This window comes from Paenibacillus sp. FSL A5-0031, from assembly GCF_001956295.1.
Lineage (GTDB): Bacteria > Bacillota > Bacilli > Paenibacillales > Paenibacillaceae > Pristimantibacillus.
The window spans coordinates 554,409-573,819 of the sequence record NZ_MRTD01000001.1 but is presented as its reverse complement, the minus strand read 5'-3'; the positions used below and the strand labels follow the sequence as shown (position 1 = coordinate 573,819).

19 protein-coding genes are annotated in these 19,411 nt (G+C 44.2%); 3 read left to right on the top strand and 16 right to left on the bottom strand.

The genetic code is table 11. The annotated features are described in order from the left end of the window. Positions 1-101: 101 nt before the first annotated feature. Positions 102-1,076 carry a YpdA family putative bacillithiol disulfide reductase gene (locus BK120_RS02450; RefSeq protein ID WP_076265866.1) on the top strand — a complete coding sequence of 325 codons (975 nt, stop codon included), beginning with the start codon at positions 102-104 and terminating at the stop codon, positions 1,074-1,076. Positions 1,077-1,125: 49 nt separating this feature from the next. Here BK120_RS02450 and BK120_RS02445 read toward each other — a convergent pair whose 3' ends face one another. From BK120_RS02445 to BK120_RS02395, 11 genes are all read right to left on the bottom strand, one after another. Beyond that, the gene (locus tag BK120_RS02445) at positions 1,126-2,469 is read right to left on the bottom strand and encodes a DUF4129 domain-containing protein (RefSeq protein ID WP_076265865.1); all 1,344 of its coding nucleotides are present in this window, start codon (positions 2,467-2,469) and stop codon (positions 1,126-1,128) included. Further along, on the bottom strand, positions 2,466-3,608 hold the full coding sequence (locus BK120_RS02440; protein WP_076265864.1) for a DUF58 domain-containing protein: 1,143 nt from the start codon (positions 3,606-3,608) through the stop codon (positions 2,466-2,468). The genes BK120_RS02445 and BK120_RS02440 overlap by 4 nt, the downstream gene beginning before the upstream one ends. 8 nt (positions 3,609-3,616) lie before the next feature. Next, on the bottom strand, positions 3,617-4,576 hold the full coding sequence (locus BK120_RS02435) for an AAA family ATPase (RefSeq protein ID WP_076265863.1): 960 nt from the start codon (positions 4,574-4,576) through the stop codon (positions 3,617-3,619). A gap of 15 nt (positions 4,577-4,591) precedes the next feature. Continuing rightward, positions 4,592-5,515, bottom strand: coding sequence for a polysaccharide deacetylase family protein (locus BK120_RS02430; RefSeq protein ID WP_076265862.1), 924 nt, complete (start codon positions 5,513-5,515; stop codon positions 4,592-4,594). Then, complete coding sequence (locus tag BK120_RS02425; RefSeq protein ID WP_076265861.1) at positions 5,460-6,494, bottom strand: phosphotransferase; 1,035 nt, start codon at positions 6,492-6,494, stop codon at positions 5,460-5,462. Before BK120_RS02425 ends, BK120_RS02430 begins: the two co-directional genes overlap by 56 nt. Before the next feature lie 15 nt (positions 6,495-6,509). After that, positions 6,510-7,181: an MOSC domain-containing protein gene (locus BK120_RS02420; RefSeq protein ID WP_076265860.1), complete on the bottom strand. Its 672-nt coding sequence runs from the start codon at positions 7,179-7,181 to the stop codon at positions 6,510-6,512. A 268-nt stretch (positions 7,182-7,449) separates the two neighbouring features. Beyond that, positions 7,450-9,063 carry an amino acid permease gene (locus tag BK120_RS02415; RefSeq protein WP_076265859.1) on the bottom strand — a complete coding sequence of 538 codons (1,614 nt, stop codon included), beginning with the start codon at positions 9,061-9,063 and terminating at the stop codon, positions 7,450-7,452. Between the two features lie 123 nt (positions 9,064-9,186). Beyond that, positions 9,187-9,792 carry a response regulator gene (locus BK120_RS35845; RefSeq protein ID WP_083681515.1) on the bottom strand — a complete coding sequence of 202 codons (606 nt, stop codon included), beginning with the start codon at positions 9,790-9,792 and terminating at the stop codon, positions 9,187-9,189. Positions 9,793-9,854: 62 nt separating this feature from the next. Continuing rightward, positions 9,855-10,466: a DUF3298 and DUF4163 domain-containing protein gene (locus BK120_RS02405; protein WP_076265858.1), complete on the bottom strand. Its 612-nt coding sequence runs from the start codon at positions 10,464-10,466 to the stop codon at positions 9,855-9,857. A gap of 15 nt (positions 10,467-10,481) precedes the next feature. After that, complete coding sequence (locus BK120_RS02400; protein WP_076265857.1) at positions 10,482-10,994, bottom strand: GNAT family N-acetyltransferase; 513 nt, start codon at positions 10,992-10,994, stop codon at positions 10,482-10,484. Further along, positions 10,991-11,716, bottom strand: coding sequence for a phosphonate ABC transporter ATP-binding protein (locus tag BK120_RS02395; RefSeq protein ID WP_076265856.1), 726 nt, complete (start codon positions 11,714-11,716; stop codon positions 10,991-10,993). Before BK120_RS02395 ends, BK120_RS02400 begins: the two co-directional genes overlap by 4 nt. A gap of 158 nt (positions 11,717-11,874) precedes the next feature. Between BK120_RS02395 and BK120_RS02390 the strand changes: the two genes are divergently transcribed. After that, positions 11,875-12,099, top strand: a complete 225-nt coding sequence (locus BK120_RS02390) for a hypothetical protein (RefSeq protein ID WP_076265855.1) — start codon at positions 11,875-11,877, stop codon at positions 12,097-12,099. Positions 12,100-12,164: 65 nt separating this feature from the next. Here the strand turns inward: BK120_RS02390 and BK120_RS35125 are convergent, their stop codons facing one another. After that, a complete protein-coding gene (locus tag BK120_RS35125) occupies positions 12,165-12,302 on the bottom strand; it encodes a hypothetical protein (protein ID WP_179089726.1) in 138 nt (45 codons plus the stop codon). Positions 12,303-12,447: 145 nt separating this feature from the next. On the opposite strand from BK120_RS35125, the gene BK120_RS02385 reads away from it, so the two are divergent. Continuing rightward, positions 12,448-13,182: an HAD family hydrolase gene (locus BK120_RS02385; RefSeq protein ID WP_076265854.1), complete on the top strand. Its 735-nt coding sequence runs from the start codon at positions 12,448-12,450 to the stop codon at positions 13,180-13,182. Between the two features lie 85 nt (positions 13,183-13,267). Here the strand turns inward: BK120_RS02385 and BK120_RS02380 are convergent, their stop codons facing one another. From BK120_RS02380 to BK120_RS02365, 4 genes are all read right to left on the bottom strand, one after another. Further along, complete coding sequence (locus BK120_RS02380; protein ID WP_076265853.1) at positions 13,268-15,526, bottom strand: type IA DNA topoisomerase; 2,259 nt, start codon at positions 15,524-15,526, stop codon at positions 13,268-13,270. A gap of 202 nt (positions 15,527-15,728) precedes the next feature. Further along, positions 15,729-16,889: a glucosaminidase domain-containing protein gene (locus BK120_RS02375; protein ID WP_076265852.1), complete on the bottom strand. Its 1,161-nt coding sequence runs from the start codon at positions 16,887-16,889 to the stop codon at positions 15,729-15,731. Between the two features lie 256 nt (positions 16,890-17,145). Beyond that, a complete protein-coding gene (locus BK120_RS02370) occupies positions 17,146-18,633 on the bottom strand; it encodes a glutamate synthase subunit beta (protein WP_076265851.1) in 1,488 nt (495 codons plus the stop codon). Between the two features lie 245 nt (positions 18,634-18,878). Next, positions 18,879-19,370 (bottom strand): dihydrofolate reductase, encoded by a 492-nt coding sequence (locus BK120_RS02365; RefSeq protein WP_076265850.1) that lies wholly within the window; start codon positions 19,368-19,370, stop codon positions 18,879-18,881. Positions 19,371-19,411: the final 41 nt, after the last annotated feature.

Below are 19,411 nucleotides of genomic sequence, written 5' to 3'. Positions count from 1 at the left end.
GAGCCATAAATCCAGATTTGCACAATATGTACGCCTCGCAGTAAAATGATCGTTATATTAGAATTTATATAGCTTCGTTATAGTATAGGAGGGAAATACGAATGCAAAAAGAAAAAGCCATCATCATTGGAGGCGGTCCGTGCGGCTTGGCAGCAGCGATTGAACTCGAACGGATTGGTCTCCAGCCACTTGTGATAGAGAAACGCAACATTGTACATTCAATCTCGCAATATCCCACTTATATGCAATTTTTCAGCAGTCCAGAAAATCTTGAAATCGGCGATATACCATTCACAACGGCTAACGATAAGCCTTCTAGACTGGAAGCACTTAATTATTATAGAACAGCCGCTCAGCGCAAAAACGTTCGTGTGCAAGCCTATGAAATGATAAATAAGATTACGCCTGAGAATGGACAGTTTATTTTGCATGGAGAAGATCGTTTTGGCGAGAAGCGCACATACCAAAGCAAGTATGTCATCATCGCTACAGGTTATTTTGATCATCCGAATGAGCTGGGCATTCCCGGTGAGCTGCTCGATAAGGTTAGTCATTTCTTCCGGGAATCGCATCCCTACGTTGGCATGAAAGTTGCGATTATTGGCGGCAGCAACTCCGCAATCGATGCGGCATTAGAGCTAGAGCGGGTCGGTGCAGAGGTAACGGTCGTCTATCGCGGAAATGATTATTCCACCAGCATTAAGCCTTGGGTTAAGCCAGGCTTCCAGAGCAAAGTAACGAAAGGCTCTATTCGCATGCTGTTTCAGTCAACTGTAACCTCTATCGAAAACAATGACATCACTGTCCTAGGACCTGAAGGCGAGATCCGTTTGGAAAATGATTTTGTATTAGCATTGACCGGCTTCCATCCCGATCGAAACTTCCTTAACACAAGCGGCGTTACGATTGAGGAAGAAGGGTATCCAACCTTCAACGAAGATACGATGGAAACGAATGTTCCAGGCATTTATCTCGCAGGTGTCGTAGCCTCCAGACATGAAGCAAATGAAATTTTCATCGAATCAGGACGGTATCATGGCCATAAAATTGCCGAACATATTTTAAGCCTCAAATGATTATATGGTTATGTTTTGAATCATACACCAAAAAAAGGGAATCAGCTTGTTAAGCTTGATTCCCTTTTTTTTCGAACTGGTTTTTAAGAGCGTTGATTTGTTGGTCATCTGGCTGTTTATCGCCATACCTTGCTTCTTCGTACAACTCAATAAATCGAGGCATATTGTCGAGCTTGCCAGCCTGCCATGTATTCAGGTCTTCTGACGTTTCGCGCGGAGTCATATGTTCTTTGACCGTATACCCCTGTTCGGCGCTGCTTCTCAATAAGCGAGCATATAAAAACCTGATTTTTTCTGTATTTGTTCGCAGCTCATTCCATTCCTGAGCAAAGGAGCGCTTCTTTGGCAGCAGCTGCTTCAGTTTATTGCCCATTTGCTCTCGCCATTTAGTTAATGTCATTAAGCTTTCAACTTCGTCTGTAAAACCAACCCCGTTATTGCGGCTATCTGCTCCTCTTTCCTGCAATTTAGCAGCAAGCAGCTTCACCCATTGCATTACCTTTCTAGCAATAAAATAGAACAGAATACAGATAATGATGATGACTAACACGATGCCGATAATTTTCGCAATTTGCTCGAGTAGCAGCATCCAATCAGAAGGCGGCTTCGTTTCCTCCAAAGGCATCTCAGGTGTTGAAGAATCAATAGGCGGTTCTTCGACCGTTGTTTGCTCCCTTGACCGGTTTAGCCAATTCATTATTCGCTCAATGATCGAATGAAAGAAGCTCTCAATCATCTTCTGAATTTGGCGGAAAAGAGCAAGAATGCTAATGATGCTGACGATTACAATAATTAATAGACGATTTTGGCGTTTGAAAGCAAGAGTAGCTGACGTTTTCCCTGAATCTACGGTTTCACTGTTCAAATGCCGCTCATTTGCAAAAAAGAAAAATAAAATGACAGCAGCAATTCCGCAAACGCTTAAAACACCGTTGTATTCCATCAGTTTTTTTAACGCAATTATTTTTAACGGCTGCACAGCTACATAAAGGAGAACACCAATCAGCATCTGTGTGTTGGGAAATGAGTTGAACCATCCGCGCAATTGCGCTGACATGCCCTTCATCGCTGCTATAGCTGCAGCAAGTCCGCATACAACCATAGGAACGATATCCACATTGCCTACCCATGCGATAATGAACAAACCACTATGCAACGCCCCAATAGCGATAGCTAGAAGAAGCTTCACGCCGTATCGTAATCTTGGATATTTTCCGAGGATTAGCGATGCCGCCCAGTAACAGAGAGGAATCGTTGCTATCCATGGCCACAAGGCTCTAGCAGGCAGCAAGTAAACAGCTATCGCTATAAATACGGGCAAATAAAAGAGCAGTTCAATAAAACCTTGACCTAAGGGGTTTAAAGGAAAAGATCGCTTCTGTGGCTCATTCACGCGGTCACCTCTTCTCTGCCGCGACCTGATATCGCTTGTCCATCATCACTAATCGTGGGCTTAGCTTTATCTGTCAGCATCCAAACTGCGACTGCATTGCCGTTGTAGCGAAGCTGTTCAGCTTGTTTTTCCAGTTCTTCGTTCCAATAAGCCGTAATCATTAGCACATCTCGTTCACTGAAGCCGCTTCTTGCTTCGCGTTCCAACAAATGATGAAACAGCTCTGTGCGTTCAATATCGAGCTTCGCCATTTCCTCTAAAATAACGATTAAATGCTCATGCCCGCCTCTAGGTTCAATGTGAACGCTTTCCATCATGCCGGTCAAAGGCATATTGGATGCAAAACCAACTTCCATGCCCTGCTGAATGACAGCTTCAGCCGCCCCTGCTGCCCATTCAATGCCTAGCTCGATTAACGATAAATCAGTTACGCTTCGCCACATGCCCTCTACATCGTCCACATTCAAATAAATCATCAGTCTGCGGTCCGCGGTAAAATCATACTGATGGACTTGAAGGCTTCCTGTTTTTGCAGTAGCTTTCCAATTGATTTGCTTATACGTATCGCCAGCTTGATAATCACGAACGCCTGCAATAATGAATGGATCGTTGATGATCCAGCGACGAATCGATTGATCACCCTGCCAGCTGTGATAAGGCAGCTCATGAATGGGCACCTCGGCAGGCTTTGGATAAACAAGCAGTTCCCCTTGAAGTGCAATTTGAGCGGACGAATGGGTTAAACCAAGCGGATCACCGCCCGTTAACGTGACCGTTTGAAGCTTGTACCAGCCTCGCTTTGCACAAGTGATGCGGTGTGTGCGCGTAATTTTTGTATACGGCGATAGACTGAAGAAGCTCTTATGGTTCTGATAAAGCTGCCCGCTGCTCACAGAAAAATTATCAAGCTGTTGAAAATGAAGATGAGTGGAGAGCTGTGATTCCACGCGCAGCCAAGGCACCGGCAGCCATTTGGCGTTGGCCATCTCTTCTATCATCTCAACCTGCTCGCCGCTATAGCATGTTTTGCTCGTAAAACGCCGTTCATATTGGATACGGCGCAATACGAGCTTTTGAAATATTTTGCCCTGTAGTGACAAAATGACGATTGCAGCTAATATAAACCAAAATAAAATCATCAGGCTGCCTAACGAGCCGTTACGCCTGCTTCAGCAGGCACGGCCGTCAAACGAATAATGTCATCAATAATGGATTCCGCCTGATTTGCCGTACGATGCATGCCGCGAATGGCTAGTCGGTGGGACAAGACCGGCTTCGCCATTGCCTTTATATCATCAGGCGTAACGAAATCACGTCCTCGCAAAATGGCATGTACCTGGGAAGCGCGGAGCAGCGCTTGACTGCCTCGCGGACTGACACCAACAGAAACCTCCTCACGCCTTCGTGTATTCTCCACGATTTGCAACAAATACTGGAGGATGTCATCGTTCACTTTCACCGCTGAATAGGCTTGCTGTGCCTTCTGAATGACATCTATTCCTGCAACTGGCTCAAGCTCCGCAAGCGGATCATGATCTTTAAACCGTTTTAATAGCTGCAAACCTTCTTCAGTCGTCGGATAACCCATCTTAATTTTGAATAAAAAACGATCGAGCTGGGCTTCCGGAAGTGGAAACGTTCCTTGATGCTCCACTGGATTTTGTGTAGCAATAACCATAAATGGACGTTCCAAATATTTGGTTTCACCGTCGATGCTGATTTGACGCTCTTCCATACATTCGAGCAAACTCGACTGGGTACGAGGCGTCGCACGATTAATCTCATCTGCTAACAGTAAATGAGTAAACAATGGACCAGCTCTGAATTCAAACTCGCTTATTTTTTGATTATAGAAATGAATGCCGCTTAGATCCGATGGAAGCAAATCGGGTGTAAATTGAATTCGCCGGAAAGATAAAGCCAATGATTTGGCCATAGATTTAGCGAGCAAGGTCTTTCCTGTTCCTGGCACATCCTCAAGCAGCACATGCCCTGATGTAAGGAGCCCGATGAGCATTAGTTCTACAACTTCCTCTTTGCCTACGATGACGCGTCCAATATTAGATTTCAATTGTTCGGCTAGTTGTTTTATCGCTTCAATAGACATAAGTCAACTCCTTCGTTAGGTTGTAAAGCCTGTTCGAGCACGCTGCAGTTTTTGCAGTTCACTCCAGCGAATCATTCGGATGTTTTCTTTTTGCAACGTATTCTTGATCTCAGCATCACGGAATAATTCGAACTCCATTCCCCGCTTTAGAGGCTGCATGTGAAAAGCATTCAGCTCATCGGTTACAAGAGACGGATGTATAATAATTTCAGAAACGCCTGGTTGCAGACCCTCAAGTACCTGCTGCATGCTTGCCTTTAGAGAATCAAATGTTTCACCCTCCTCCAAGTGGAACGGCAAGCCGATTAAATAATCAAGGATAACAACACCCTTCGAATCCGCCAGCATTCCGAGCTGTTTGGCTTGCTCTTCCAGCTCAGGAGAAGCCACTTGACCAATATTTTGCCTTAAATTACGCGGCAAACGGAAAGGCAGGCCATAGGAAGCGCATACATCCAGAACGATAGATAAGAAATTTCTGCCGGTTGCTAACCCATACAAGCTTCCCATGTGATTGTCCGCATGCGATGGTTTCATCCCCATAGCTAAAGCCATTTCAATTTGTGCGATAAGTTCTTCTTTTACTTGCTCTGGATCAGCTTGCAGCTCAAAGGTTTTACTGTCCTTCGGGAAATAATTTTCATGGGTGACAAGCGAACTTGTGCTTCCTTTGCGGTTGACTGGACCCCAGCGGTACATATCCCATTCGCTAGTAAATGTGAAATGGACACCCACATCGATTTGCGGATGCCTTGCACTCCATAGTGCTGCTTCCCTCGCCCAGCCGCAAGGCATCATAATCGTCGCCGAGCTCACCGTTTGTTCTAGCAGCAGCTGCTGAATGCCGACATTTACCGAATGGCATACTCCATAGTCATCTGCGTTAATAATGAGCAGTTTTTCGTTCTCGCCGTATCCGAGTGCTTTGGCTAAACTCATGAAAATCATCCTCCCAATGTTCATTAATCCAGCGGCAGCCAAATGCTGACTGATCGATAATGCCGCAAAGTATTTCCTCATCATCTAAATTATCTCTTAAGCGTATGGCAAAATGCAATGCTACATCAAGCAATCTTAATTTCATTAATATCGGCAATATCTTAATTTCATGAAGAGTTAACGGATTCGTATCCTGATATCCCTGCAATAAAAGCTTCACCTTCTCTTTTATATTTAGGTCATCTGGTTTTATGATATCGACAATAATGACAGCAAGCTCCATCGCTCTAACATCGACAGTCGTGAATTCAAAATCCAGCACGCCTACGATTTCATCACCTTGACATACCGTATTATTAAATACCAAATCACCATGGATCCATTGTTCCGGCAGCCCGACCAGTTGATTACAATCCTCTTTTAGCTTCAGGCGCTCCTCATGCAAGGCCATGAAGCTTGATTTTCTACCTTTAAGATCTACGGAAAGCTCCGCCATTGCAAAAAAGGCGTCCTCATCCATCAAGGCATATGTATTCTCCAGCATAAAATAAGGGCTATAAAGCGGTAAGCCTTTTGGGTTTATTCCGCTCATAGCGCTAGAAAGCCTCGCAGCTGTAACGCCTAGCGCATAAACATGCGCTGGGTTTGAAACCGTCGGTCGGTCACCATCAATAAACTGAAATAATGACGATAAGGTGCCGTCTGTTGCAACGCTAATCGTTTCGCCTTGTTTATTCTGAACGGGAATCGGCACCTTAAAGGTTAGCTTCTGTTTATTCAAGTCGTTCAGTACCTCATGTTCAAGCCTTACAATATCCATATCCTTATGGTTATTGTAAATGCGCAGGACAAATTTTTTATTTCCCGACGAAATGATTCGAGTCGTATTATTCATTCCGCTCTCCCGGCTCTCAATATGACAAGGCTCGGCGAACGCATATGCATCTAAATACGTTGTAAAATCTATGGTGTCGGTCAAAGCAGACAAGCCTCCTTATTGATCAAGCTGCAACCTTGTCAAGCGAGCTCCCAGCTGTTCTTGCCAGCTCGCAGCCAATTCTTTCACATCAAGCAGCTCTCTTATTCCCTTTATGTCATCTTTATCTCGGTACATGACACGGTTAGCTTCCATAACCGTTTTACGGGCCGGATGTTTATATTTAATTTCAAACGTCATCCCTGCCTGTATATGGCCCTCTTGGAGTACGCGGAAATAAAGACCTGTGTAGCCTTCACGCTGAACATGTCCCGGCAATTCCGGCAGCTTATGCCGCAGCCCCAGCTTATAGCACGGCTGTCTTGGCTGACTTACTTGGAGGATCACATCACCTGCCTGGATTATATCGCCGATGCACAAATCTCCTTCTGTCCAGCTCGAGAGGGTAAAGTTTTCACCAAAGGCTCCGTAATCAAATGGCTCCTCGTATTTCTCACGCCAATAGGCGTATCGTTGCTCGAAATAGACGCATACCGCTTTGTCCGGTCCACCATGATGAATCGTATCGCCTTGTCCATCGCCCTCAAGTCCTATAGTGCTCAAAGCATGGGTTGCTAGTGAAGGCTGCTTATAGATTCCTGTTAATACTTCTTTGCTGCCATGTGTTATTGATTTCGGCATTCCTATATTTAGTGACACAAGTTTAGCTGTTTCTATATGATGTGTCATTCTCTTCGTTCCTCCTATAATGATCTCTCATTTGACTATTATAATCTTCTTAGGGAGATGTTGGCAAAGAGAGATGACTATATCAATAATTTTTGTGATTTTCCCTTTACCCGCAACGCTTTCGACACATTCTACTTGCGTTAGCCACTGGCTGTCGAAAACCTCTCTTTTCTGTTACTTATTGCGTTTCCCCGGGAAATGTTTTTTAAATAGTCCGACTATTTCCTGAATGAGCATATCATTATTTCCCGCAGCATCGATCAACAGATTAATTTAAAGGAAACTTTCTTTCCATAAAATAAAGCTCCTTGCGCGAACGATTAACTCTGCTCTGCAGGCTCATCTCATGTTTTTGCCGATACCTTAGCTCCATGAAAAAGATTAAAGTAAGGATGATAAAAGCTGCAATTGAGCCTCGATAATCGATGAATATAGCAGCCAATATCGTTGTTATGAGCAGCCAAGCTATAGAAACCACATGGATTGGAATACTCCAGCTGCCCAAATGCCACGGTGATGCATGCAACCGTGTATGGTTCTTCCCCTGTTTTATTTTCCAGGCAATCGGTATGGCATAAGATAGATTTAAACATATTATCGCTGCAGTTAGAAGAAAAATGATTGTATCTTCTCTATAGCTGAAAAAAGCAATGAGAAGAATAGTTAGTGAAATGACCGCACACAACCAGACGGCAGGAATGGGCGTCTGATGCCGCTCCGACACGTTAGACCACCGTTGGCTCAGCGGCATGGCGCCATCACGCGCTAAGCTGTATACAATCCGCGAGCATACTGTCATCGTCTGCAGTCCGCTGCTCCATAATGATTGAATGACAAAAATAATGATTATACTGGTGCCGCCCCAGCCAGCAGCTGCCGTATGTAGATACGTTCCCAACCAGCTTGGTCCGTTAGACAATGGAATGGATATAAGCATAAAGCTCATAAGTACAAAACCAATAACAAATGTGTAAGCAGTAGATAAAAAAATCGACCAAGGTGCTCGTACACGAGGATCAATTGTTTCTTCCGAGCCTTGGCTTGAGCCCTCCATGCCAATAAATAGCTTTAACAAAAGGAGCGTACCGCTGACGAATGATCCCGCTTGCACGGTACCATTCCACTCTGCATTTTGAAATTGATACATCAATACAGGAGAATAGCTGCCTGGCCATGCAAGCCAAGCAAGCCCAGCAATAATGAATAAAGCAATAAATACTTGCAGTATAACGCCGCCTGCTTGCAGCTTGCTTAACATCCGGTTTCCAAAGTGGTTCACAGCACCTTGGGAAGCAGTCAGCACTGCAACGACACACCAAAAAGTGAAATCCGAGGTTTGATAACCAATTCGAGCGGACATCAAACCGTCCAGTAAAGCTGCACATGCGCAGTTTAGCAGCGTAAGCATAGCTAAATGTCCAGCTGCTTGAAGCCAGCCTGCTCGCACTCCCCATGAGCGCCCGCCTAATGAGGATGCCGTATGATAAATCCCGCCTGCAGTCGGTGTCACAGATGAGAGTTCTGCGAGAGATGCACTTAAAATAAGTGCAAATAAAGCGATTATAGGCAAACCAAATCCAATAACCGACGGTCCCCCCTCTCCGATCGCTGGCCCAAACAAAAAAGCTGAGCTTCCAATCAGAGCGAGCACATTAAATGATAAACCAAATGACGATAACCCGCCGAACCGCCGTCTAAGCTGCTGCGCTAAACCATAACGATGCAAATCATGTTTGTCCTGCAGCAACTGCGCCTGCAAGCCATAACCAATTAGATTCTGATGCTTAGATAATGAAATGGACTGTTGCGCTTTAAACGCAATGGCAATAATCACGGCAATGACAATCGCAAATAATAATAATCCCGCTAGCATTAAAATCATCCAATCACCCTCCTACGTAACTGTATGAGTGGTTTGGATGTCACATGCAAAAGGAAGAATGATTAAAGCGCATAACAAAAACCCGCATCCATCAAGATGCGAGTCGATTGATTTCTATTTTTTTCAATTAGCTTGATTAGAACTTTGCTCCAGTATTCCATAAACGAGTGATTTGAGCTCTATGATATCAAAGGGCTTCGTAAAACAATGTGTAATGCCAAGCGCAAGCGCCTCTTCCATTATGTCTGGATCTGCATATGCCGTTATGAGAATGACAGGCACCTCTGGCGACAGCATTCTTATCCCGCGCAAAATTTCTATCCCATCCATTTCGGGCATTTTCAAATCAAGCAGTACACAATTCGGCTTCTGCTTCTCGTAAATGTCCAAGGCGATACTGCCGCTTTCAGCTTCATAAACATCGATTCCCTGCGCAGCAAACAATTCAACAAGCATCATTCGAATAGCGGGTTGATCATCTACAACTAAAATCTTATAGAGCATATCTGCTGAATAAGGCATCGAGCTTATAGTTGCTTTCGCAGCGGCCTCAGCAAGGGGTTGATCTGCTATTCGATTCGTAGATATTGACGTAACTGTCGCGGATGGTAAAACAGGCGTCCTTTCGATGGAGCGTTGCTGCTCCTTTTCCATTTTTCGTTGGTGAAAGAAGACAAACGACACCGCGACAATTAATGCTGCTGCGAATAATATGAGAAAATATATCAATGCGTCGTCTCCTTATGTTCTTAGGCTGAATAACTGCTAAGAGAAAATGGTTTCATTCAGAATTAGTCATTAACCAGCATCGGACCAAGTGGACCATCTTCATTAATGATATCTTGCAGTTCGTAGACGGATATTGGAAAATACAGAAATCCAAACACATAAGCCGCCAGCTCATATAGCTGGAAATAGACGACAAGTGAACGGTCCGCTACGTAATAGTCCTGGTCAGGTCTTATGGATTTGAAAGGCTCCAGCGTATCAATCTTTCTTGCCAAGATTTGTGCGCTCACGATAGCGCTTATCCGTCCCACATAATCCGACCCAGGCTTAAACAGCTGGGCCAGCGTATAGGTTTGTCCTGTCGATTGCTTAAAAGTAAGCGATTGCTGAAGCGTCAAGCCATGAGCTCCACCAGTAAAGGCATAATTGAACAAGGAAAGACTAAGATAATCCTTTTGATTATTTTTCTGTTCAAAATAACCTAGCATCTGCGCTCTCGGATCATCAAGCGAGCCTTGATTATGAACCATCTGCTGCACGGTATGATGAATCGTATGGTTGATCTTTTTATCTGCAGCTTCGGTTCTGCCTCCGCTCACATAAGGCAATGACAGCTCGGCTTTCGGAAAATCAGCTTTTGCCGTTTGGATAACGACTGGCGGTTGAAATGACATATGAAAGACACCTTCCTATTCGGTAAGATGCTCCATTGTATGCAATACACGTCTCATCTCATGCCAAACGATTCCGCCATGCGTAGAAGCGGATACCCCTCTACGCTCAAATTGCTCCGATTCGTAGAACGGAATCAGATGCTCCTCGCACATCAGTATTATGGTTTCAATGCGTGATGATCTACATTGTTCAATCAGCTTCCTCAGCAACATCGTGCCGATTCCATGCCCGCGATAATGCGCATCAACTGCGATAGTAAGGATACAAAAGTTGTTCCCCTCAAAAAAATCAGCTTGATTCCCCTTCATCTCATCACCGCAATCAGTCTGTGAAGTACGGATGCCGTTTGTTATTCCAACTAATTGGTCGCCGAGCCAAGCTGACCAAAAAAATGAACGATAATGCTTATAGCGAAATTGAAACCCTGCCATGGTAGCAGCAGCTTCAGGAGAATAGCATTTTTGTTCTAGCTTAATAGCAGCGTCAAGCTCATCTTCTGTTATGAGACGTAGTACGATCTCATTCACAGGAGTGCCTTCTCGCGTTCAGTCAATCTTCTGCCGCTTACGTTAAGAACAAGTTTACCGTCTTTCAAGCCGAGAATTTGATCAGCAAATCGCTCCGCCCAGTCCCCCTGATGCATAACAGCGATCACAATAACGCCTTGCTCCTTGCATAGCGCTTTCAAATCAGTTAGGACTTGATCTGCTGTATGGGGATCAAGACCCGAAACCGGCTCGTCGGCTGCAATGACTTTAGCGCCATGAACGAGTGCTCTTGCAATAGCCATACGCTGCCGTTCGCCCCCGCTTAGAGTGCTCGCCTTCTGATGTGCTTTATCAAGCAGGCCGCGTTTTTCGATCATATCCATTGCACCCATATAATCATCATTACGTACCATCCCGGTCCATCTCCGCCAAGCAGGCGTTTGTGAAATTGAACCGATAATAACATTTTTTAATCCCGTCTTGTTCGGGAATAGAAAAGGTTTTTCTTCCACATAAGCAACCTCTCTGCGAACTTTAAGCTTGCCTTTGAATCCTTCTTTGAAAATATCTTTGCCATCAAATTGATAGGAGCCTTCACTCCACTTTTCTTGCAAAGCTAGGCACCGAAGAAGTGTGGACTTCCCGCTTCCGCTATCACCTTTAATGGCGATAAAGTCACCAGGATAAGCCTCAAAGCTAATATCATCGAGCACCTTAGGCCCGCCTGGAATACGTCTGGATAAGTTCTTTACTTTGATCATTTTCCGCTCTCCTTCTGTTTGCAGCAACTGCTTCTATGAATCTAGTTTACGTTAAACAAAAAACAGTTTCCATACGAACAAATGTTTGGTATAATAAAAACAAGAACAAACGTTCTAATGATCGACGAATTCAACATTTTGAAGGAGGCCTGATCACCATGAATAACATCTGCGAAAATTTCCGATATGTAGAGAATGAACGTCCTGGACGCGACTTAACTTTTAAGTTTTACGCCGATGGACGGCTTATTATCATCGATAATGTTGCAGAGGAGGTGATCACTCCCAAAGATTTAAAGGGCGCCAGCAAGGACTTCTACGTTCGCAGGCGTATCGCTTTCATTAAGAATCAATTAAAAGCTTCACAGCTTAAATATGCATAACATGGATTAGAAGGAGAGCTGAAGCAATTCAAGCTCTCCTTCTGTGTTTTTAAAAACTTGCTTCATTAAGGGAGCTGTTTGTTAATACCGTTTAAGCTCGCAGGCCGCTTCGCGAATTTATCGGTTTTAAGCTTGCCTGACTGTCCACGCAAGGTAGAATGATTTTGACGAGATTCTCCATTGCCGTTTTTGTTGATAGCCATTGCAATCACCTCCACTATCATTATGCCGATATGATTGAATATGTATGTAAAAGCAGTTCCTCTCTTACACCCTACATTGACTCGACCCTGCCACTTGCGGTAGATTGATCATACAGTTTCAAGTTTTGCAAAGGAGATCGTATACATGAAGCAACAAATTATGTTTGACCTCGACGATACATTAATTCACTGCAATAAATACTTTTACTTGGTCATTGATCAATTTATTGATGCAATGACCACTTGGTTCGGCAGCTCTCCCCTCGTTTCAATACAAGCCATCCGAGACAAGCAAATGGAGATCGATATTGCTGGCGTAGCCGTATTCGGATTTAAAAGCGAGCATTTCCCACAATCGTTTGTTGATACTTACATTCACTTCTCTCATTTGACTGGTCGCAAGAGATCAACAAACGAAGAAAACTTTCTATGGAAGCTTGGCTTAAGCGTATATGAGCACGATACCGAGCCGTATCCAAATATGGAACAAACCTTGTTCTCACTAGCGGAGGCCGGCCATGAGCTTCATCTCTATACGGGGGGCGAGATGCCTATTCAACGACGCAAGATTGAGAAATTAAACTTGGAGCGTTATTTCGATTCCCGCATCTACATTCGCCGTGTCAAAAATAGCGACGCATTAGAAACCATTTTGTCCAATGGTGTCTTCGATCGCAACAGTACGTGGATGGTTGGCAATTCCATTCGAACCGATGTTGTTCCTGCATTAACAGCAGGTATTCACGCTATTCATATGCGTGCGATAACCGAATGGGAATATAACATCATTCAGATTGAAGTGGAACCAAAAGGTGCTTTTTTAACCTTGGATCATCTAAAGGATGTCCCAGGCGCAATTCATGGGTACGTTAATCGATAATGGAATAACAAAAACAAATAAACCCGAATTCGTCCCTTGATGCTTCTGACGAATTCGGGTATTTTCTATGTGAGAAAAATGGCCTCTACTGTTCGATTGCCAGTTCTCCGGTATCCACATTTCTAAGCACTATTTTTCCTTCTCCAGGCGTACCATCCGGAAGCTCAAGCTTCAGCTTAGTCGTCTTCCCCTTCTCGACTAAAGCTTTCACCTGGGTATCCGTCAAATTCCTGCCAAAGCTTTCTTTCCATATAACGAATTTACAACCTTCCTTATAGTGAGAACAGCCATAGCCTTTGCGCCCCATAAAGATGGAACCGCCGCAGCCTGGCCTTGGACAAGTGGCAATAACAGTCGGGCTGCCTGATACAGTAGAAGCAGCTGATGCCGCTTTTTTTGCCGCTCCAGCCGTTTTAGTTGAGGCTGTACGGGTGCGAGTCGCTGTACCTGACTTCCCGCCAGAGCCCTTGCCGGAAGCAGGAGCTTCACTCTCAAATGATGTTTTGGCGGCTCGTGATTGAACGCGAACCTTGTCCACGATCATCGTCGCGAATTTTTTTACATTTTCCATGAATTGTCCATCCGAAGCTGTTCCTCTGGATATCTCGTTCAATCGTCGCTCCCACAACCCCGTCATCTCAGGAGAGGTAAGCAAATCAATACCAGCACCACGAATCAGCTCAATTGCCGTTCGTCCTTTTTGTGTAACTTGTATTTTTTTGCCCTGCATTTCCACATAACCAACGTTTTTCAGCCGCTCAATCGTAGCTGCGCGCGTAGCTGGTGTACCTAATCCTGAATCTTTCATTGCATCTCGGACATCCTCGTCCTCAATTTGTTTGCCTGCGCTCTCCATTGCTTTAAGCAGTGTACCCTCCGTGTAATGCTTGGGAGGCTGTGTGTCCTTCTCTTTCACAATGGCATCCGAACAGATAATCCCTGCATCTGCTGATATGGAGAACGGTTCATTTACTTCAATTTCTTCGTCCTCTGCTTCTTCCTTATCCTTGCTTTTGGCTGAAGGTTTTGCCTTCTCCTTCTTCTGGTCAGCATAGATGACCTTCCATCCTAAGCTAAGAAGCTCCTTAACCGTCGTTTTGAACATTTCGTTTTCTACCTCAGTCAAGACGGTGTGTACCTTATATTCAGCAGCTGGATAAAATTGCGACAAAAACCTTCGCACGATCAAATCATACAGCTTTTGCTCATCAGGGCTAAGTCCATTTGCTTTACGATTCGTTGGCAAAATGGCATGGTGATCCTCAACCTTAGTTGGGTTGCAAATAAATTTATTTCCCTTATGTACAAGGCTCCGATTAGCCCCTTTGACGAGATCATCATAGGCGGTACCTTGAAGTGCATTCAACGTTTTGTGCATTTCAGGAATGTTCTGCTCAGTCACGTAATTTGAGTTTGTTCTCGGATAAGAAATAACTTTATGCTTCTCGTACAAAGCCTGTGCTGTATCCAACGTTTTTTTCGCAGAAAAAGCATATTTGCCATTGGCTTCCCTCTGCAAAAGAGTAAGATCGTATAGCTTAAACGGATACTCCTTCGTATCCTTAACTTCATAAGACGCAATTCGTCCCGCCTTGCCTTTAACCTTTGCCGCAACGGCCTCAACTTTTGCTTGATCTGTCATTCTCTCGGCCTGCCACATGCCGCGGTACGTCATTTCATCCTGTGTGAAGTGTCCTTCCAGTTCAAAAAATTTCAAAGAGGAGAACGCTTCAATTTGCTTCTGCCGATCATATATAAGGGCAAGCACTGGCGTCTGAACTCTGCCAACCGATAGCAGCACATTATGCTTCGTTGTAAAAGCACGTGAACCGTTCATGCCGATCAGCCAATCCGCCTCGCTTCTTGCTGTTGCCGCGCGGGTCAAATTCTCATATTCGGCGCCCTCTTTCAATTCCTCGAACCCTTTTCGAATCGTCTCTGGTGTAAGGTCTGAAATCCAGAGCCGCTTAACGGGTTGGTTTAACTTAAGATGACGCTGGATAAGGGAAAAAATATATTGCCCTTCTCGCCCGGCATCACAAGAGTTGACAAGTAAATTACTGCGTTTTGCCAGATCACCGATAACCTTAAGCTGATCGATTGTTTTTTTGTTCGGTACGAGCTTGAACTGTGTCGGTATGATGGGAAGATCATTAATATTCCACTTTTTGTAACGATCATCATAGGCATCAGGCTCTGCAAGACCGATTAAATGACCGATCGCCCACGTAATAATATAATGCTCGCCTTCTATGTAGGAACGGTGATTTTTTGCTTTAGGATCGATTGCGGCTGCTATATTTCGTCCCATATCAGGTTTTTCCGCAATGATTAGTGTCTTCAAAAGATTATCGCTCCTTCATTAAGCTTTTCGAAAGTCTAACGCCTATCGCTCTCCACAATTAGCAATAAACGTTTCGCACTGTACAGCCACTAGAACATTTTACAGATTTCCGAGAAAAAAAGAAATGTTTTTCCCCATATCAAGTTTGAAATTTCTCCATAAAAAAAAGCAAACCCAAGTGGGAGAGTTGTCCCAATTGGGTTCACGGAAGGTCGGTGTTAATAGCCGGCTTCTCCATATAGGCAATGATTTTGGCGAAAATCGAACGAACACCGTCCGACCACTTCGGGTCTTCCGCATACTTTCGATTAATCCATGTAAACGGATCTACTTCTGCCGGTCTATCCTTGCTTAAGTTAAATACGGTTCGCGCCGCAATTTCTGCCGATTGCTTAATATTGGTGTTAAAATCCTGCCAGCTATGAAAAACATTAAAAGGATTATTGGCAATCTCTTTATGCTGCTTATTCGTTTTTGGTACAAACCCTTGCTCTTGTCCAGTTATAGCGAATAAGACGGCCGGATGAATATCGAAGGCTTGCGCTGCCGTTATAATTGCTCCAAAATAAGGCTCCTCAGCTAGTATGGATGATTTCGTCTTTAAAAATGAGATCAACCGAGCTTGATCAATTTCTTGATAACGAAGCTCGATAGGCAGCCCGTCTACAGGAACAACAATAGGTTGAACTTGGTTCATAACAACGGGTGGCTGCAGCTTGTTGTCAGACGGAAAATTTAAAGACCAGCCATACAATAAAGTAGCTGCAATTAATAGAAGACTTAATGTGCTGTATATATAAGTTCTCGTACTAATCCTACGTGCTAACGTATTGCTCCATATCGTTGCAGGTAATGAAATGACCTCTGCTTGAGTTGAAGCTTGCGTCATATTACGCGATTCAGCACCTTCAGTAATAAGCAATCCTCTCAGCTGCGTCAGAAGGCCATTATCAGCCTCATTTGAAGCTACACCCGATTGCTCCCCGTTTAATACAAGTTCGTCCATTACACGCTGCATGAGAGGCTTCTTGCAGCTTATGAGCAGCTGCTCCTCCAGCCAATCATGGAACGGATCATATATTTCTGCCGAAGTTCGATCTAGCTCTAAGCAGGCTTGAAAAATATCTTCCGCTCTAACCGGTCTTTGCCGCTCCAAAACAGCTGTTCTAATGAGCATTTCTGTGACGGAGCGTTTAATGCTGGTCTCGAAATTCGGTAATTGCTTATGTATTATGCGTTTGACCGCATCCGCTACAATTTCTGCTCGTTTTTCCCCAGGCAGCGCAGCGTATTTGTGTTGTACATAACTTCGAATATTTCGAACGTCTGTTGGTGACAAAACATATGCTTCATCGGCTGCCATGACGAATCGCCCCTTCGCGTCATCTCAATCCGATTTTACCACAAGTTTCCTTAGGACAGTGAGCTTAGTTTTTGAATTTCTTCTTGAATGTGCGGCGGCAGTATAAAAGCTGTGATTTGTTCCTTCTCGCTAACCGTAAATTGATATTTTACAATAACAGCCTTCATCTTTCGGGATAGTAATGACCCTATACACAGCAAGAAAAGCGCCCTAAGGCGCTTCTCATCCATCATAATTATTATCATACGTCCAATATTTAAGGAAGCATCGATGATCCCATCAAATATTTATCCACTTCACGAGCGGCCTCGCGACCTTCATTAATCGCCCAAACCACTAAGCTTTGACCACGGCGCATGTCGCCTGCAGCAAATACTTTATCCACATTTGTGTTGTATTTGCCATAAGTCGCTTTTACGTTTGTACGACGGTCTTGTGCAAGTCCAAGCTGCTCAATCAGCGTTGTTTCTGGGCCTTCAAAACCTACTGCAATAAATACAAGATCTGCAGGCCATACTTTTTCTGTTCCTGGAATTTCACTATATATTTTACGTCCAGTCTCATCAACCGTACGTTCAATTTGAACGGTATGAAGCTCTTTAAGGTTTCCATTGCCATCGCCAACAAATTTCTTCGTTAGTACAGAAAACGCTCGAGGATCTTCGCCAAATAGTGCTTTTGCTTCCTCATGTGCATAATCCAGCGTGTACACATTCGGGAATTGCGGCCATGGATTTTTATCGTTGTCTCGCACTAGCGGCGCTTTCGCATGTGTGCCGAATTGCGTAACCGACTTACAACCGTGACGCAGTGCAGTAGCCACGCAGTCCGATCCAGTATCTCCACCGCCAATAACGATAACGTCCTTGTCTTTCGCGGAAATATAGTTTCCATCTTCAAGATTCGAATCCAAATAGCTCTTAATTGTGCCATTCAAGTAATCCATTGCCATGTGAACACCGTTCAAATCGCGGCCTTCCATTTCAACGTCGCGAGCTCTTGTCGAGCCTCCGCATAGAACGACTGCGTCAAAGTTATTAACGAGCTCAGAAGCTGTAATATCTTTGCCGATCTCTGTATTCGTTACAAACTCAACGCCTTCTGCTGCCATAATATCAACACGGCGCTGAACCACATGTTTCTCAAGCTTCATTGTAGGAATACCATAGGTTAGCAAGCCGCCGATGCGATCTGCGCGCTCATACACGGTTACGGTATGTCCTGCTTTATTCAGTTGTGCAGCAGTTGCCATTCCAGCAGGGCCAGAGCCTACTACGGCAATTCGTTTGCCTGTGCGGACTTTTGGCGGTTGTGGAACAACCCAGCCCTCTTCAAACCCGCGATCAATGATTGCTTGTTCGATCGTTTTGATCGTTACAGCATCACCTATTAAACCAACCGTACAAGATCCCTCACACGGTGCTGGACAAACGCGGCCTGTGAATTCAGGGAAATTATTCGTTTTATGCAGACGGTCTAGCGCTTCACGCCATAACCCGCGATAAATCAAATTATTCCATTCTGGAATGAGATTGTTTACTGGGCAGCCTGAAACCGAACCTGCCAGTTCAATGCCAGTGTGGCAATATGGTGTACCACAGTCCATGCAGCGAGCGCCTTGTGTTTTTAACTGCTCATCCGAAAAATGCTTATGAAACTCTTGCCAGTCTTTGATACGCTCTAGCGGGTCGCGATCGGCCGGCAATTCGCGCTGAAATTCCATAAAACCAGTAGGTGTAGACATGATCGCATTTCCTCCATCCATATTTCCCGTTAACACTGCTTAGATTCTCTTTAAAACTATATCGGGAATTCTTAAAATATTCAATAACGAACTTTCTGCGAAAACGAATATTTTGTCTAAAGCACTCGTTTACTATTTTACAACATCCTAGCATTCAAGTACTTATGAAGGTAATGGATTATGCGTACAATCATTTGCACTTTCTGACATATCGTTCGTCAAACGTTCGGTTTTACCTTAAAAAGCTATACTTCCGACCGAATAAACGTTTGAAACGTGAAAGCATACTTGTTTTTTTCATCACTATCTCTGCTCTCGCTTTCCACAAGCTTCCACTGCGAATCAGAGAATGCAGGAAAAAATGCATCTCCGCCTTCAATATCTGCTTCCACTTTTGTAAGCAAAATTTTATTAGCGAAGGGCAAGAACTGCTCGTAAATATCAGCACCGCCTATCACAACAAGCTCTTCAGCTGTATATAATTCTAGCGCTTCTTTAATCGAATGTACGATTTCACAGCCCTCAGGGTGGAAATCCGTTTGACGTGTCAATACGACATTTTTACGATCAACCAATGGCTTAGGCAGGGATTCAAACGTCTTACGGCCCATGAGTACTGTTTTACCAATCGTCATCTTCTTGAAAAAAGCCATTTCTGCTGGCAAACGCCATGGCAGCTTGTTTCCTATTCCTATAGTTCTATTGCGATCCATAGCGGCAATCAAAGTAATATTCATAATGGTTAACTCCTTTCTTCATTTTTAAAAAAGAATATGAA

Bases quoted from the DNA above. Each gene is read 5' to 3' on its own strand.
- BK120_RS02450 (WP_076265866.1), top strand. From the start codon at position 102: ATGCAAAAAGAAAAAGCCATCATCATTGGAGGCGGTCCGTGCGGCTTG.
- BK120_RS02440 (WP_076265864.1), bottom strand. From the start codon at position 3,608: ATGATTTTATTTTGGTTTATATTAGCTGCAATCGTCATTTTGTCACTA.
- BK120_RS02435 (WP_076265863.1), bottom strand. From the start codon at position 4,576: ATGTCTATTGAAGCGATAAAACAACTAGCCGAACAATTGAAATCTAAT.
- BK120_RS02430 (WP_076265862.1), bottom strand. From the start codon at position 5,515: ATGAGTTTAGCCAAAGCACTCGGATACGGCGAGAACGAAAAACTGCTC.
- BK120_RS02420 (WP_076265860.1), bottom strand. From the start codon at position 7,181: ATGACACATCATATAGAAACAGCTAAACTTGTGTCACTAAATATAGGA.
- BK120_RS02415 (WP_076265859.1), bottom strand. From the start codon at position 9,063: ATGATTTTAATGCTAGCGGGATTATTATTATTTGCGATTGTCATTGCC.
- BK120_RS02405 (WP_076265858.1), bottom strand. From the start codon at position 10,466: ATGTCATTTCAACCGCCAGTCGTTATCCAAACGGCAAAAGCTGATTTT.
- BK120_RS02395 (WP_076265856.1), bottom strand. From the start codon at position 11,716: ATGATCAAAGTAAAGAACTTATCCAGACGTATTCCAGGCGGGCCTAAG.
- BK120_RS02390 (WP_076265855.1), top strand. From the start codon at position 11,875: ATGAATAACATCTGCGAAAATTTCCGATATGTAGAGAATGAACGTCCT.
- BK120_RS35125 (WP_179089726.1), bottom strand. From the start codon at position 12,302: ATGGCTATCAACAAAAACGGCAATGGAGAATCTCGTCAAAATCATTCT.
- BK120_RS02385 (WP_076265854.1), top strand. From the start codon at position 12,448: ATGAAGCAACAAATTATGTTTGACCTCGACGATACATTAATTCACTGC.
- BK120_RS02375 (WP_076265852.1), bottom strand. From the start codon at position 16,889: ATGGCAGCCGATGAAGCATATGTTTTGTCACCAACAGACGTTCGAAAT.
- BK120_RS02370 (WP_076265851.1), bottom strand. From the start codon at position 18,633: ATGTCTACACCTACTGGTTTTATGGAATTTCAGCGCGAATTGCCGGCC.
- BK120_RS02365 (WP_076265850.1), bottom strand. From the start codon at position 19,370: ATGAATATTACTTTGATTGCCGCTATGGATCGCAATAGAACTATAGGA.